The following is a 14,570-nucleotide window of genomic DNA, read 5'->3' on the forward strand; positions in this document are numbered from 1 at the left end:
TGGAGATCTAGGCTAACTTCCTGATGATCCTGCCAGCGAGGCGTTGCATTTGCGACAGGCTGCGTCCTCTTATAATGCTCGCGCTGCACTCCTGGACCATCCTCTCCTGCGCGTGAACCGACTAACTGGGTGCATGGAACTCCTGATGCAAATCCGGGTTTCGTTCTACTCGCAAACTTCGGACGTCTGATGCATCTCATTCAGATACTACTGCCCACCTCTGGCGGCAAAGCTGCCCCCCTGCTTCTCGATCAGGTTCGCGAAGAGCTGACTGAGAAGTTTGGTGGCCTCACCTTCCACCGTAGCGCTCCGGCGCAGGGCCTCTGGGAAGATGGTGGAGACGTGCAAGAAGACGACATTGTAGTCGCGGAGGTGATGGCGGACGAACTGGATCCTGAGTGGTGGCTCGTCTACCGAAGGGAACTCGAGCGCCGCTTTCGGCAAGACGAGATCGTCATCCGCGCGCTGTCTGCGACACGCTTATGAGGTCGTGAAGCACCGGCTTGGAGCTAGCCTCAGAACTGCCGTTGAGATGACGTGAAAAGTTACGTGGCGTTCTCTCTAATTACAAGAGCGCGAGTTGTGGGCCGGACGCGCCGATGCCGTGGAAGAAGATGATCAGCCCCGCTGATGACATGTTACTTCAGCCTAGCGGAAACGAACAGAGGGCGCTCGACCCGTCATGGGGAGCGCCCTCGTCACCCGCGACGGCGAACGCGCAACCTTCATGGTCGCTGCAGGCCGTCGGCAAAGTGGGTGGTGATCCCTAGGTGAGGTTCGCCAACCTGTTTTTCAAGGACTTCGTAGTTTTTTCCATCCAGACGCTGTGTCGAAGCCCGTCGGATCGCTTTGGCCGGATCAAAGTCAGTGGTGCAACTATCATGCTGATCGATCCCAAACGCCGTATAACCAGCGGCGTTGTCACACGATTGACCCGTTGGCGATTCTGATTCAGAAGTAGCAGTCCTGATGGAGACCACGACATGCATGTACACCGGGTAGCTGCCTTCACGATGGCTGGTGCGGGAGGAAATCCCGCGGGTGTCGTGCTCGCTACCGCCCTGCCCTCTCCGGAGAAGATGCAGGCTGTCGCGGCGGACGTCGGGTACTCCGAGACGGTGTTTGCGGCGCCGAAGAATGACGGCTCCTGGATCGTACGGTTCTTTTCACCGGAAAACGAGGTACCGTTCTGCGGCCATGCGACGATTGCTCTCGGGACGGTGCTGGGACAGACGCATGGAGAGGGCCGATATGCGCTGTCTCTTGCGAACGCTGATATCGAAGTTCAATCTGGCAAGGGCCAGGACGGCTGGTGCAGCGTACTGCGTTCCCCTCCCACGCGCAGCTCAGCCGCCGATCCAGCCATCCTGCCCGAGGCACTGGCTCTGTTCGGCTACTCGAAAACGGATCTCGATCCGGCGCTACCGCCTCGCGCGGCCAACGCGGGGACTGAGCATCTCTTCATTTCCCTTACCTCTCGGGCTGCTCTTTCTCGTATGGACTACGACCTCGACCGTGGACGCGAGTTCATGACAACGAACGGCATTGGGACGGTGGCTTTTATGTTCAGGGAGCATGACGGTCTTTTCCATGCTAGAAACGCCTTCGCGATCGGCGGGGTCCTTGAGGATCCTGCGACTGGTTCCGCAGCCGCTGCGTTTGCTGGAGTGCTGCGCGACGTGGGCATCGTGCAAAGCGGCACAATCGTCATCATCCAGGGCGCGGACATGGGGCAGCCATGCCGTATTGAGGCAACTTTCATTGGAGAGCCCGGCTCTCCGGTAGAGGTGCGCGGTTCCACGTCGCCGATCCTCTGACGATCCCGGTTACCTGGACTGCACAGCGGCTCGTGACATGCCTCGCGTTTCCAAGCCACGATCCCTGCCGATGGGAAACTGAAATTCACGCCCGGGAGAATCTGCCAGCGCGGCGCGCCAGGCTTACCTCTCGGGGACACGAAGGTTTCCGGTCGCGGAGGTACGACGGTACGGAGTTCTACCGTGAACTCAGCAGACGACTTGTGGAACAACTACTTCATGCAGCGGACGGTAGAAACGGAATAGTAGATCAGGAGAAGCAGAGGCTTCTGGAGCAGGCGATCGACAGAATCCGCGATCATATTCACCGTTGGCCCGGCCGCCACGTCATCGACGCTGCCGATGGTTTAGCTGCCACTGGAGGAATTAGTCCTCGCAGGACCAGTCCGAAACGGCATTAAAGGATGCCGCCGCCAAGATTCGAGATCTCTCCGATGTCCATGAAAACGGCATCGAACCTACGGCTCACAAGTAGGTCCGGGACTGGCGCTCAGCACCTCCTCGAAGTCACCGCGCTTTCTTAATGATCATTATGTCTGGCAAGTCTGAGTGCACGAAGGCGGGCTGTCTTCTCGTCGCGCGTTTTCTTCTCCGCCTCGGCGTGAAGGCGGACGAATTCTGAAGTCTGTTGAGCCGCCGCGCGCCTCAGCTCGCGAGTGGAGGGCTTCTTTTCCGTGTTTCCGCTCATGTCGAAAAACTTAGGCGGCGGCGCAGTCTTAGCAATTGTTGCGTACGATACCGGACAATGGAGCTCCCCCGACTACGATGGTCTCTTGCAGTTAGATGATGCCGCCGGGGCTCAAACAATAGGCCTTTTGTCCGTGCAGCGACCCCTGCGGCGAACAGCGCAGCCGTTGCCCCTTCAACATTGCCCGATACCCGCCTGCAAAAATGCGAGGAGCGCTTCATGCGCCAGGCCGCCATCCGGGAGGATCGCGTCGATCTTTGCAACTCCGAACGGCAGCCACTCTTCTTCGCGCCCCAGCCTTGATGGAGGATATGCCCTAAACTTCCGCGGTCGCGACGAATGGCAGGAGAAGAATGACCGAGAGTATCTTGATCTAATGGCGGTGTTCTTGAGCATTTGAAATCTACTGGAGATTGGGATGAGAGCGCGCATGAAGCTGCCGACAGCCAGACAGCCCAAGAGGTGAGCCGAAGGGAATTGGAAGCAACAGCTTGAAGTGAAGGGCGACGATGCGCGTCATGCGATCGACCATGTCGATCTCGTCGAAAGCAAGCTTAGGATTGCGACATTAACATCCGGCTAATATTGCGGCAGCATCGCCGTCAGGGCGACGAATCCGAGGAAACAAGGCGGCTCGACAAGGTTGCAAAGGGCAAGATCCGGGCACCGTGCCCAGCGAATGAGAGACGCATAGACAAGCATAGACGTGCGCCCATCCTAATCAGCGACTTCGACTGCCCATCTGTCCTTGCCACAAGCCTTTGCAGCGTAGAGGATTGTATCAGCCTGCGAAACAAGCGCGTCCAGATCGGATTTCGCCGTCGCCCAGATTCCGCCTACGGTCGCTCTAACCTGGACTTCGCCTTCTTTCAAACCGATCACTCGGCGCATTTCCGCGACTATCCGTTCAGCGACGCCCTCCGCAGCCTTCTGGTCTCCAGCGACGATCACGACAAACTCGTCCCCTCCGGTCCTGGCGGCAAGGTCTTCCCCGCGGATACAGGCACTGAGCCTACCTGCGGCTTCCAGAAGAACTGCGTCTCCCGCCGGATGCCCGAAGCGGTCGTTCACTTTCTTGAATCCATCGAGGTCGACTGCAAGAACGCCTATGCCGGAGGTGGTGCTCATCTGCTGGTATTGGTTTGCCAGTCCTCTCCTGTTCAGCAACCCGGTAAGGGAATCCCTTTCAGAATTCCGTTGAGAGGCCTCCAGACGCTGGTGTTCCTCCGTAAAATCTATCGCGACACCGACGACGCGGCGCGGTCTGCCATCCGCATCCCTGAGCAGGCGACGATCGCAACGCATCCACTTCTCCCCCGACACGGTATCGAGACGATACTCAGCAACGGACTGATCGACCGTGCCTGATAGGAGCGGTGTCAGGTCTGCGGCTGCAATATCCTCCGGGTTCATCTTGCCAAGGTACCGCTGCAGATCAAGCCTTGCGGCCTCGGGCCCTCCAATGAATGCAGCAAGGCGATCCGACGTCTGGAAGGTTTCCGTGTTTACGTCCATGTGCCAGAAGCCGCCCCGCAACGCCTCCATCGCTAGTTCTAGCTGGGCAGCCTTTTCGGCGAGCTGTCGTTCGTGTTCCTTGTGGACAGTTATGTCCTCGATCTGCGAAAGGAACCGTACGACGTTTCCATGAGTATCGCGCATCGCCGCCACATGAATGACGACTTCAACGATCCGACCATCGGGTCGCACGTAGCGCTTCTCGATCGTGTAGCCGTCTCGCACACCCACAAGCACTTCCCTGAAGAGAACAAGATCCGCTTCGAGGTCGTCCGGGTGCGTGAAGTCTGCGAACGGGGTTCCCTGCAATACAGGAAGCGGAATTCCGACGAGTTTGGAAAAGGCACTGTTACCACGCAGGATACGCCCGTCGACATCAACGACCGCGACCCCAATCGGCGCATGGTGGAAGGCAAAATCAAAAAGCGCGAGGCGAACCTCGGCGCTGTCGTTGATAAGACCATCTTTCGGCTGCATGCGTGCCTCCTACTCTGGCTGACAGACAGGTCAGACTTTTGTGCTAGAACTTTACTGATCAGCCCCTGTCTGCCGGCGGGTGCCGACCTAGATCAATTTACGGAATTTAGCGCGTAGAATATTATCGACCAGAAGGCGTTGAGGTCTTTGTTAGTGAATGGACTAGCGGAGATCATCGGCGAATGGACGGTAAATGACCCTCACGCAAGTGGTGCCTTTACGTCAGGCGGCAGTCAGTTCTGCTACCGCCCGGCTGCGATCTTCTCTAAATCCTTGCCATGAGCAAAGACCTAGCGACCGAGTTAGCCTCCAACGAGTTTTACCCTGCTGCGCCACATTTCGTTACCACAATCCGATATATCTCGGAATATGCGCATATCGACCTTCTGCCTTAAGTTCTGGACTAGCCTCGGCTAAGGGGAGCCAAGATGAATTTTGTTGCTGAGAGCGAAATTACCGACAACCGCTTCATGAAACGTGCCTTACTGGTTTCGCAGAAAGCTCTCCCGGCCTGTCTTCCGAATCCACCCGTTGGCTGCGTCCTGGTAAGTGAAGGAGCGGTATTGAGTGAAGGCTACACGCACGCGCCTGGCCAGTTTCATGCCGAAGCTCACGCGGTCAGCCAGATTGACAGTCGTTTGGACGGGGTAACTGCTTATGTCACACTTGAACCCTGCTCTTTTCGCGGCAGAACGCGGTCCTGCGCTCTGATGCTGGTTGAACGAGGTGTACGTCGCGTTGTCGTGAGCCTGCTCGACCCAGACCCTCGAAACAATGGAAAAGGAATTTCCATTCTACGCGATGCCGGCGTTGCCGTCACAATTGGTATTCTCGAAAGTGAAGTCCGTAAATTTATTGGTCAGCATCTCGACCTGCCTGCGAACAGATTTCCATCATGCGGCTGTCCAGACTACACGAGAGACTGATGATCCTCTGATTCACGGTCTCACAGTCGCCCCTTTCTATTAGAACGTGCGGCCCCATTGCCTGTAATAAGTCAGCAGTTTTTTCTGTTGGGCGGAGGGATCTGAGCCGGCTCACTTTAAGAGAGTTCATACGATCGTTGGAGACAACCCAGCGTCGCTCAGCCGCTTTTGACGGCCTCTCCCATGATTTCTCGGGCTGACTGGATTGCTTCGTTCTCCGCGGATGACAGGGTCTCGTGCTCTTCGCCCTCTGGATCCTTATTCAGCACTTCGCCAGATCGTATATTGAAGAAATACCTAGGCAAGGTTTCTACTCCCGTGAGGCTTCCAAACTGAAGTACATCGCAAAAGTTTCCATCCTTCGCGCCCTATATGGACATGCGCGTCAAGGTCTCTATTTCAGGCGCTAAAAGCGTACCACGGAGGCAACTTTGACCTGGACATCCAATGGGCTATTGCAAAATATGCCCGAGAACGACTTGGAGATGCTGAGACCGCATCTCCAGCGAATCAACCTGAACCAGGGCGACGTACTTTTCGAACCGAATACCCCAATTTCTCACGTCTACTTCTTCGAAAGCGGTTTGTCGTCAGAGATTGCGGTCGCCGGAACTCACAGGATTGAAGTTGGATGCATTGGTCATGAGGGTTGTTCTGGTATTCCCGTCATTCTAGGGTCCGAAAGTTCTCCCCATCGATCCTTTATGCAGGGTGCAGGTGAGGCTCACAGGATTGAAGCGGCAACGCTTCGGCGCTTGATAGGAGAGAGCGTCTCCTTGTCGGCGGTCTTACTCAAGTACGCTCACGTGTTCATGATCCAGATCGCAGCCACGGCCCTTGCCGATGGAAGGTTCGACGTTGAGAAACGTCTGGCGCGTTGGGTCCTTATGTCTCACGACCGTCTGGGCGACACGTTAACGCTGACACATGATTTCCTTGCCCTTATGCTGGGAGTTAGGCGCCCCAGTGTAACCGATGCACTTCATAAACTGGAAGGCAGACGTGCGATCCGTTCTGAACGAAGCTTGGTGATTGTCCTTGATCGCCCACTTCTGGAACAGATCGCTGGCGAGGCCTACGGAACTCCAGAAGCCGAATATCGGAGGTTATTCGCCTCCTAGCCTTAAACGCGGTTCGGGAGGCACATGTTACAACTGATCCTGGCGTAACGAAGCACTCGTTTGAAAACGACGGGATACAGAGCCCCTTGTCAGGCATGGCAGGTGAAAGGTATGGACTGGTCATCTGTAGCAGAGCTACCCGGGAGCCAACCTTTGCAAGTCCTAGTCCGTGACAACAACATCGATCAGGCGCTGCGTCTTCTTAAGAAACGTCTCCAGCAGGAAGGCGTATTCAGGGAAATGCGGCTTCGGGAGAGCTACGAGAAGCCGTCAGTCAAACGTGCTCGGGAAAAGGCCGAGGGCATCCGGCGAGCCCGCAAACTTGCTCAAAAGAAGCTAAATCGGGAACTGGGGATCTCGGCTCCAAAGAAGCCACGACCTGCTCCTCGCGACAAACCCGCTTCTAATTAAGTCGCGTAACAACAACCATCAGTAGATGATGTCTTGACGGTTATGAGCCACGGCAATGACGTCTAGAAGCGCAGGCTGAGCGGCGCTCCAGCCTGTCATGCGAGCACCCTCGCAGCGACTGCCGCTTCAACAAACGCGCTACGGGCAAGCAACGGGCTACCGTACCTTGCGACAGCGTCTCCGCAGCGGCGTTTGGCGACCGCGTATTCCGAGTGGGTGCTTGATGGCCAGCGGTGGAGGAGAGCTGCCAACGCTGCTTCCGGCCCGTCAATCCGTTCCCGCATGCCGTTGTCAATTCGGACAAAGACGGGCAATTGCCAGGTGACGTGGAAATCGATGACGATGACCTTGTCCACAAAAACCTCCGTTCGTTTCGTCACGAGAAACCTTCGTATAGGATGTAAGTTCCTAAGGCTCCGACCTGCGCGCGGAACGAACCGGCCGCACCATTTTCGCGACGACGGAGCTTCCGGCTTTTCGATTGCCTGACCCGGCTTCGCGCGCGTGATTCCAGTTCATCGAGCATATCGGTCTCTTACGCGGCCGGGAGAAACGCTACGACCACCCAAGCTCTATCCAAAGGAGGGTCCAACGCTCCTCGGGCTGAGCTCTGGACTTCCAGACGCCCTGCCCCTCATGTTGCATGATCTTCGTCCGCCTGACGATCTCTTTCGGTGCAACGTCCCCCGGCAGATCGGCCTCAGCCAATATGGTAGTTAGTTCTTCCAAGGTTGAGATCCCCTCCAGATCAGGGCGGGCGGGGCATTGGAGTTTCCAAGCATAACGTTCCAACTTCGGGCCTCCTACTCAACGTTTTCGGGTTTTACAAACTGAAAAGGTTACGCTGTCCTCGCGGCGGGGAGCGTCTTCAGGAGTTGGTCGACGCCCCGACTGAAACAGCCTGGCTTTAAAACCGGGCGAGCTGGAGCTTCACGACGTATCATGGGCTACCAAGCTCACGGCCGCAGACTAGGGGCAAGGCAGTAGCGCCCCGCCCCTCTCCTGCTTGAACTATCCGATCTGTTCTTTCTGCGCACCGCTGCCTGGACGCGCTGGTCCAAGAACGGGCTCTTCGCCCATCGGGACGTTCTGGAAGACGGAGAACTGTCCCTTGCCGTCCATCGACGGACCTTCATTCCAACGTGCCGGGGGAGGAACGGACCCATCCGTCGCGGTCGCGAAGAAATCGTAGTTGTGCGTCTGGTCTTCCTTTTCCTGCGGGAAGCTGTTGGGAATAGGAAGCGCACCTTCGTTGCCACCAAGTTCCTCAATGACTGCGAGCCATTGCTGCTGATGCATCGTGTCGCGTGCAATCATGAAATGCAGCATGTCCTTCATGCCATCGTCATGGGCAGCGTTGTAAAGCCGCGTTGCAAGCACGCGGCCCGTGCTTTCGGCAGCCACGTTGCAATACATGTCGGCCGCGAGGTTTCCGCTTGCGTAGATGTGGGACATGTCGAAAGGAACGCCCTCGGAATTGCCTGGGAAGGCTGCCATGCCTGTCGACAGGATATGGCGATGGAGCATTCCCTCAACCACGTGGCGCGGGTTCTCGCCGCCCATCACGGCACCAACAATACCGTCGGCCGCACCAGCTTCCGCAAGGCTTGCCGGGGCCTTATCGAGGTTGAGCGCAACGGCTGTCGCAAGCATCTCGATGTGGCCGATTTCTTCGGTTGCCGTATGAAGCAGCATGTCACGGTATTTCGTAGTTGGACCGCGAGCGCCCCAGGCCTGGAAGAAGTATTGCATGCAAACTCGGATTTCGCCTTCGACGCCGCCGATGGCCTGCTGCAGCATTCGGGCAAAGATGGGGTCCGGTGAATTGACCTTCACGGGATATTGTAGACGCTTGTCAAAGCTGAACATGATTTCTCCTTGAAAGGTTGGGACTGAAATCCGATTGAATAACGGATTGTGAACCACAGCCGGGCTACGATGTTCCTGTTTTGAATCGCGCCAATTCGCTTCGTACGAATTCGGACCGACCGGATACGACTAACCGCCTGGTGTTCAGGCGGCTCGTTTAAACGATGCGGCGGCGGGTATTTTCATTGACCTCTGCCACCTGGAAGTTAACGGAAAACAACCCGCTCATCCACGGCCTAGCCGATGGGAATAATGGCAGTTGCTTTTCTGACTTAAGTGTAGCGTTATCCGCCGGACGTTATAGTTCGCGAAATGAGGGATTAGCACACGCAGTGCGAGGGCATAGCTGAACAAGTGCGAAGATCAGTTAGTTGCGTAGTCGTTGTTCCGGCCACTGCGGAAGCCCGCGTAACGGGTATCTTACCAATCGCTTGCGCCGAGCCTTTACGCGGAAACGACGATTGTCCGAGACCACGCGTTCGCCGATGCGATTACGATCGCTGCAGAAAACTTCAGGTCGGCAGGCGTGACGTAAACACCGGTATAATTACGCATGCGTGTATGGCGCTGAGATATCCTAAGCTGTTGATCGTTCACAAGCCTGTTTACTCCAATGTTCACGATCTAGGATTGATCTCCCTTGAAAACCTCCGGTTTTCGACGGTAATCATTTGCTACGATATCGGGAACGGTGAGCGTCATGTCTTCCATAGGGTCTCGATCATCGGCAATAAAAGGCCGCAGGCGGTGAGATCGTTCCCTATTCAGAGTTATCTCCTCGACCCTGACTGCTTTAATGCAACTAAAAGGATTTTTGCTCATTCCTGACGAAAGGAGCAAAGCCGTGAGTTACAACGCAAAAACGGAATCCTCATCAGGACTTGGCCTAATTGTAGTATTGCTGCTGCTGTGTATGGGTGGAACCATGGCAGCGATAAACGTGCGTACTCCCCAGCCGGTTTCGCGCGTTTATGTGCCAGAAAGTCCGGAGCCGGCTAAAGCTTCCGTCTCTATCCAGCGACGGGACTACCTGTCCTTCATGACCGATCAGGTATCACGGTAGCGCTGGCGCCTACCATTCCAATAACATGTAGCACTCTACAAGAATAACAACGACGAGGGACACCACCCAGATGGTGGTGTCGACAAGTGTGCGACCATAATTGCGAATACCCGAAATAGGGCGCTTACGTTTCATACCAGCTTTAGTACGGCACGAAGGGGCAAAGTATGCACGACCTCACCACTGCTCGTAGTGATCTCAAAAACGTCACCGTCTACAATGTCGCCTTTAAGAACCTTTGCTGCGAGCAGTTCCCGCGCCGCGGACTTGGCTTCTTCCAACGCGCTTTCATCATCCGGCAATTCGCTTCCATCCGGATCCTGCTCCAAGATGCCGCCAACGCGGTAATTGAAATAGTACCTGGGCATGCTTCCTCCATCAATTTTTGAGGGAAAACCTGAAAAGGCCGCGACAGTTCCGGAATCGTAAGTGCCTGGTTGGCAATTGCCACCTGTTAGGAACGCCTCTAAGCGTACGACATTGCTTGGGCAAGCGCCGTCCCGCTCAAGCGGGCTTGCATCTCTTTTTCTTGCATGTCCGCGTTGCCCTATCTTACATGGCGCACCAAATTGCAAAGCGCGTATGAGCGAGACGTCTCCATAAACTGAAACTGTGACTGTTGAGGTTGGCGTCAATGCCCGGCTACTGAGGAGAGTCTGTTTTGAATTCAAGGTTTTTCATTCGCCTGTCGGCTCACAAGACCAGCTCGGCTTGACCGGGTGCACCATTATTACAGCGCCAGCTGCCAAGCACCCTGCAAATACCAACAAAGAACCCCTGTGATCAGACCTGCTACAGCGCTTCACTTTTTGAGTCCTTTACCGACCGTGCGGGGCGACCAAACTTCTTCCTACATCGAACGGAGACAGAACATCGCTCGAGCTTCAGCAAAGCTCACAAACACCGCCGAAACGAACGCGCTTTGCAAGAAATTAGCAATAATGGACGCCGGAACGGTGAGAAGACCAAACGGTCGACAAATAGGCTCTCATTAATGACATGCAAAGAAATTAGGAGAAGCCGGCCGAGGTTTGCCCTCGACCGCCCCTCAGACCTTAGCTGTTTCGCCCGCCTTCTTCAGTTCAGCAAACTTGATCGTAGTTAGTCGCAAATTATCCTCGAGCCACCGCGCCATTGCAATTTCCTGGTCGAGGCTGAGCTGCAAGGCGTGCACAACGCCCGCATACCCGCCAAGCTCAGCTACAGTGATTAGCGAGTTGTACGCGGCGATCTCAAAATTTTCGAAAGCGAAGTTTGCGAAGCTGTTCTTCAGGATTTCATCGCCCGCGACTGAGTGACTCAGAGCAGCCATGGTACCAGTAAAAGAGAGGGCCATGTCCTTGAGTGTGGAGTGGTCCTCTGCAAGGCTCGTCAGGATTTCTTCTAGACGACCGACCTGACCCTCGGTCTCGCCGATATGTTTTTCCAGCTGAGCGGCTATTTCTGGATAGTTTTCAATCCGCTTGACCTGCGGTTTCATTATCGAAAGCGCTTGGTTCTCCATCGCATGAGCGTTTTTAAGACCTGTTACGAAGATCTCGCGTGTCTTATCGTCCGCCATTCTTAGCTCCCCTATTTTTGTTCCCGAGCTCACGTTCGACCTTCTCGCGGCTATTGCCTACTTCCTTGATCGTGTCCTTCACCATGGCCCTGGAAACACCTTCTTTGTCGCTCTCATAGCGGACCTCATGTTCCTGACTGCCGGCAACTCGTGCGCGGTCCTGTTCGCGTCCTTTTCCAGAATTTGACATAACGGCTCCTCTCTCTGATCTGCACAAGAACCAGCACAGGTTACAAACGGTTCCATTTCCAGATCGCCTTAGAGGAGGTTCACAAAATACTGGAGCGCCGCCTGGTCTATTTCAATGTGTCGGAGCTAGCGATAGCCGGGTCGAGGACATCCGTTACGATGAAGGTGCTGCCACGTTACACGGAGGTAGGTGGCCTTGGCGGACTTCTGGCACAGACGAAGGACCCTCTCGGCTGACGGTGTCGCTTGCCATAGGCCGAATCTCGCCCCGGCACAGAGGTCAAGCGCGCACCCGAGAACACAGTCCGCTGCGCCAGAGCACAGCTACGACCCCGGGTAAAATTAGAGTGCGGCAGGACCGACATGAAGACCAACTGCGAGCTGTTCGATCCCGATCCCAGAAGCGTCCAGGTGATCTGGAAACCGATTGAGATCAAACGGTAAGCCTGCATGACGAAACCACGCTGAATCAAACTCGCAAGATATCCGCTCAAGCCATTGAAAAATGATTCGTTTTGACTCGGAACGAATCACTTCGAATCCGATTGGAGTCGCCAACCGGGTGATTCGGAGTAAAGCGTATGGCAGGTCATCGAGCGCAGTGGAAAGGCTTCCTCAAGTTTGGAGAGGTCACAGCGGGTGTAGCGCTTTATACGGCAGCCTCCACCTCCGACCGCATCACTTTCAACACGATCAATTCGGCAACAGGCAACCGCGTCAATCGCGTCTTCATCGACAGCGAGACCGAAAAGCTGGTGCCTAAGGAAGCCCAGACCAAGGGCTTCGAAATCGAAACCGGCCAGTACATCATCATCGACCCGGACGAGGTGGCCGCCACGATCCCGGAGAGCGACAAGACCCTCGAAATCGAAGCATTCATTCCCTGCTCCGACGTCGACGACGTCTACTTCGACAAGCCCTACTACCTCACCCCGGATCGCATGGGCTCCGATGCGTTTGCAGCACTGCGCGACGGCATGAGGAAGTCGAAGGTCGCAGCCATCGCTAGAACCGTCCTTTTCCGGAGAATGCGCACGGTTCTCATCCGTCCCCACGGCAAGGGCCTGATCGCCACGACGCTCAACTACGACTACGAAGTTCGGTCCAGCTCGAAGGCTTTCGAGGACATGCCGAAGCTGGAGATCGAAGGCGAGATGCTCGAACTCGCCAAGCACATCATAAGCACGAAGAAGGGGACATTCGATCCGGCAACCTTCGACGACCGATATGAGGCAGCACTCGCCGAACTCGTAAAGGCCAAGGTCGAGGGCAAGGCACTTCCCAAGCGCAAGAAGATAGAGGTGTCTCAGCCGAGCGACCTGCTCGCCGCCCTTCGAGAGAGCGCCGGGCTGCTGGAGGCTTCCGAAACCAGACCTGAACGTACGGCCGCAAATGCCAATGCTGGCACGGGTCGGAAACGTGCGGCGCGTGGGGCGGTCGGGAAGTCCGCCGCTTCGAAGACCGCCCCGCAGCGCAAGGCAAGCTAGGAGAGAGACGATGGCGATCCGTCCTTACTGGAAAGGCTACCTTAAGCTTTCGCTCGTCACCTGCCCGGTCGCCATGACCCCGGCGACAAGCGAGAGCGAGAAGGTGCGGTTTCATACGCTGAACCGCGAGACGGGCAACCGTGTCGTCTCGCAGTACATCGACTCTGTCACCGGGAAACCCGTGAAGGAGCAGAACGAAGCGAAGGGGTATGCCCGTGGTGAGAACGACTACGTTATCCTGAGCGACGATGACCTCGACGCCGTCCAGCTCGACACGGTGAAGACAATCGACATCCAGAAGTTCGTACCGTCGCAAAGCATAGAGTGGATCTACCTCGAAAAACCGCACTATCTGATGCCTGACGATGCGGTCGGCCATGAGGCTTTTGCCGTCATCCGGGATGCGATGAAGGCCGACAACGTCGTCGGGGTATCCAAGCTGGTTATCGGCCGCCGCGAACGGGCGGTCGTGCTGGAGCCGCGCGACAATGGCATAGTCCTCTGGTCGCTACGGTTCGGGGACGAGGTACGGTCAGAAGAGGCGTATTTCGAAGACATAGACGACGAAGCCGAACCCGGCCTGATCCCTCTCGTGCAGAAGCTGATCAAGCAAAAGTCCGCGAGATGGTCGCCTGAGATGGTGAGCGATCCTATCCAGGAGAGCTTGCTGAAGCTCATCGAGGAAAAGAAGAGGACCCTGAAGCCCACAAGGAAGTCGTCGAAGACCAAGGAGGCGCCTGCTTCCGCATCGAACGTGGTCAACATCATGGACGCGTTGCGCAAATCGGTCGCGGACGACCTTAAAAGCAGGAAGGCAAGCTGATATGGTCGACCATCCCGAAATCACCCTTTGCAAGCCCGCACCGTTTCTCTACCATGAAAACGGACAGATCGCGGTGACCGACGGCTCGCAAGTGTGGCTTGTGATTGTGACATGTGAAGCGATCAGGGCGACGGCCAACCCGCCGGAGATGTCGTTGCGCCGTCTGGCGCTATACGCCGAGTTCTTCACCGACCTCGCTGCAGCCGCAATATCTCGAGGGGAGGATCTCGCCGGCAAGGTGTTCATCAGCGAGAGCGATGTACTTTCTGCCAGGGTCACCCAAAGGCATGTTCCGCAACGCTTGCAGCGACCGCCTGGGTACTGAGCCGGTAACGGCCCTCCTACGCTAACCCCGCGGTCGGCGGACACGAAGCGAACGGGTCACGCTATTCGGTAGCGGTAACCACCGATTGCGGGTCGTCTGGAGTACCGGCTTATCAAGGATGCCGCTGTGCAAGGCTCTTGATGCCGTTTGAAGCGGACTTGATCGTTCGTAGCCAGCTGTTGAAACCACTTCAGCTGCTACTCGATTTTGCACAGTGAAAAGAGGCTGGGTCTCGAATATCCGAACGCCTTGCCCTATTTATCGCGGCATCTTAACTTCAGCATCGCATGACGTGGTG

At 56.1% G+C, this 14,570-nt stretch carries 15 protein-coding genes; 8 read left to right on the forward strand and 7 right to left on the reverse strand.

Annotated elements, in window-relative coordinates; genetic code table 11:
* The first annotated feature begins 189 nt into the window (after positions 1-189).
* On the forward strand, positions 190-486 hold the full coding sequence (locus tag ACQY1P_RS23460; RefSeq protein ID WP_430256969.1) for a hypothetical protein: 297 nt from the start codon (positions 190-192) through the stop codon (positions 484-486).
* 497 nt (positions 487-983) lie between these two features.
* Complete coding sequence (locus tag ACQY1P_RS23465) at positions 984-1,817, forward strand: PhzF family phenazine biosynthesis protein (protein ID WP_430256970.1); 834 nt, start codon at positions 984-986, stop codon at positions 1,815-1,817.
* 1,405 nt (positions 1,818-3,222) lie between these two features.
* Here the strand turns inward: ACQY1P_RS23465 and ACQY1P_RS23470 are convergent.
* Positions 3,223-4,497 (reverse strand): diguanylate cyclase domain-containing protein, encoded by a 1,275-nt coding sequence (locus ACQY1P_RS23470; protein ID WP_430256971.1) that lies wholly within the window; start codon positions 4,495-4,497, stop codon positions 3,223-3,225.
* A 428-nt stretch (positions 4,498-4,925) separates the two neighbouring features.
* On the opposite strand from ACQY1P_RS23470, the gene ACQY1P_RS23475 reads away from it, so the two are divergent.
* Complete coding sequence (locus ACQY1P_RS23475; protein WP_430256972.1) at positions 4,926-5,423, forward strand: bifunctional diaminohydroxyphosphoribosylaminopyrimidine deaminase/5-amino-6-(5-phosphoribosylamino)uracil reductase RibD; 498 nt, start codon at positions 4,926-4,928, stop codon at positions 5,421-5,423.
* A 158-nt stretch (positions 5,424-5,581) separates the two neighbouring features.
* On the opposite strand, the gene ACQY1P_RS23480 is transcribed toward ACQY1P_RS23475, so the two are convergent.
* Positions 5,582-5,692 carry a DUF6894 family protein gene (locus ACQY1P_RS23480; RefSeq protein WP_430256973.1) on the reverse strand — a complete coding sequence of 37 codons (111 nt, stop codon included), beginning with the start codon at positions 5,690-5,692 and terminating at the stop codon, positions 5,582-5,584.
* A 162-nt stretch (positions 5,693-5,854) separates the two neighbouring features.
* Between ACQY1P_RS23480 and ACQY1P_RS23485 the strand changes: the two genes are divergently transcribed.
* Positions 5,855-6,544, forward strand: coding sequence for a Crp/Fnr family transcriptional regulator (locus ACQY1P_RS23485; RefSeq protein WP_430256975.1), 690 nt, complete (start codon positions 5,855-5,857; stop codon positions 6,542-6,544).
* Between the two features lie 153 nt (positions 6,545-6,697).
* A complete protein-coding gene (gene rpsU, locus ACQY1P_RS23490) occupies positions 6,698-6,955 on the forward strand; it encodes a 30S ribosomal protein S21 (protein ID WP_430256999.1) in 258 nt (85 codons plus the stop codon).
* 95 nt (positions 6,956-7,050) lie between these two features.
* Here the strand turns inward: rpsU and ACQY1P_RS23495 are convergent, their stop codons facing one another.
* From ACQY1P_RS23495 to ACQY1P_RS23515, 5 genes are all read right to left on the reverse strand, one after another.
* Positions 7,051-7,311 carry a DUF982 domain-containing protein gene (locus tag ACQY1P_RS23495; RefSeq protein ID WP_430257000.1) on the reverse strand — a complete coding sequence of 87 codons (261 nt, stop codon included), beginning with the start codon at positions 7,309-7,311 and terminating at the stop codon, positions 7,051-7,053.
* A 655-nt stretch (positions 7,312-7,966) separates the two neighbouring features.
* Positions 7,967-8,824: a manganese catalase family protein gene (locus ACQY1P_RS23500; protein WP_430256976.1), complete on the reverse strand. Its 858-nt coding sequence runs from the start codon at positions 8,822-8,824 to the stop codon at positions 7,967-7,969.
* Positions 8,825-10,018: 1,194 nt separating this feature from the next.
* On the reverse strand, positions 10,019-10,255 hold the full coding sequence (locus ACQY1P_RS23505; protein ID WP_430256977.1) for a DUF6894 family protein: 237 nt from the start codon (positions 10,253-10,255) through the stop codon (positions 10,019-10,021).
* A 680-nt stretch (positions 10,256-10,935) separates the two neighbouring features.
* The gene (locus ACQY1P_RS23510) at positions 10,936-11,448 is read right to left on the reverse strand and encodes a ferritin-like domain-containing protein (RefSeq protein ID WP_430256979.1); all 513 of its coding nucleotides are present in this window, start codon (positions 11,446-11,448) and stop codon (positions 10,936-10,938) included.
* Positions 11,435-11,638 (reverse strand): DUF3606 domain-containing protein, encoded by a 204-nt coding sequence (locus ACQY1P_RS23515; protein WP_430256980.1) that lies wholly within the window; start codon positions 11,636-11,638, stop codon positions 11,435-11,437. Before ACQY1P_RS23515 ends, ACQY1P_RS23510 begins: the two co-directional genes overlap by 14 nt.
* Positions 11,639-12,218: 580 nt before the next feature.
* Here ACQY1P_RS23515 and ACQY1P_RS23520 point away from each other — a divergent pair.
* Genes ACQY1P_RS23520 through ACQY1P_RS23530 form a run of 3 tightly spaced genes read left to right on the forward strand, consistent with a single transcriptional unit; the run spans position 12,219 to position 14,272 of the window.
* Positions 12,219-13,124: a Ku protein gene (locus ACQY1P_RS23520; RefSeq protein WP_430256981.1), complete on the forward strand. Its 906-nt coding sequence runs from the start codon at positions 12,219-12,221 to the stop codon at positions 13,122-13,124.
* Between the two features lie 10 nt (positions 13,125-13,134).
* Positions 13,135-13,947: a Ku protein gene (locus ACQY1P_RS23525; protein WP_430256982.1), complete on the forward strand. Its 813-nt coding sequence runs from the start codon at positions 13,135-13,137 to the stop codon at positions 13,945-13,947.
* Between the two features lies 1 nt (position 13,948).
* Positions 13,949-14,272, forward strand: a complete 324-nt coding sequence (locus ACQY1P_RS23530; RefSeq protein ID WP_430256983.1) for a hypothetical protein — start codon at positions 13,949-13,951, stop codon at positions 14,270-14,272.
* The last annotated feature ends 298 nt before the right edge of the window (positions 14,273-14,570 follow it).

Source organism: Neorhizobium sp. DAR64872/K0K18 (assembly GCF_050500175.1).
GTDB classification, from domain to species: Bacteria; Pseudomonadota; Alphaproteobacteria; order Rhizobiales; family Rhizobiaceae; genus Neorhizobium; species Neorhizobium soli.

Bases quoted from the DNA above. Each gene is read 5' to 3' on its own strand.
- ACQY1P_RS23525 (WP_430256982.1), top strand. From the start codon at position 13,135: ATGGCGATCCGTCCTTACTGGAAAGGCTACCTTAAGCTTTCGCTCGTC.
- ACQY1P_RS23530 (WP_430256983.1), top strand. From the start codon at position 13,949: ATGGTCGACCATCCCGAAATCACCCTTTGCAAGCCCGCACCGTTTCTC.
- ACQY1P_RS23505 (WP_430256977.1), bottom strand. From the start codon at position 10,255: ATGCCCAGGTACTATTTCAATTACCGCGTTGGCGGCATCTTGGAGCAG.
- ACQY1P_RS23475 (WP_430256972.1), top strand. From the start codon at position 4,926: ATGAATTTTGTTGCTGAGAGCGAAATTACCGACAACCGCTTCATGAAA.
- ACQY1P_RS23520 (WP_430256981.1), top strand. From the start codon at position 12,219: ATGGCAGGTCATCGAGCGCAGTGGAAAGGCTTCCTCAAGTTTGGAGAG.
- ACQY1P_RS23515 (WP_430256980.1), bottom strand. From the start codon at position 11,638: ATGTCAAATTCTGGAAAAGGACGCGAACAGGACCGCGCACGAGTTGCC.
- ACQY1P_RS23510 (WP_430256979.1), bottom strand. From the start codon at position 11,448: ATGGCGGACGATAAGACACGCGAGATCTTCGTAACAGGTCTTAAAAAC.
- ACQY1P_RS23465 (WP_430256970.1), top strand. From the start codon at position 984: ATGCATGTACACCGGGTAGCTGCCTTCACGATGGCTGGTGCGGGAGGA.
- ACQY1P_RS23470 (WP_430256971.1), bottom strand. From the start codon at position 4,497: ATGCAGCCGAAAGATGGTCTTATCAACGACAGCGCCGAGGTTCGCCTC.
- ACQY1P_RS23460 (WP_430256969.1), top strand. From the start codon at position 190: ATGCATCTCATTCAGATACTACTGCCCACCTCTGGCGGCAAAGCTGCC.
- ACQY1P_RS23500 (WP_430256976.1), bottom strand. From the start codon at position 8,824: ATGTTCAGCTTTGACAAGCGTCTACAATATCCCGTGAAGGTCAATTCA.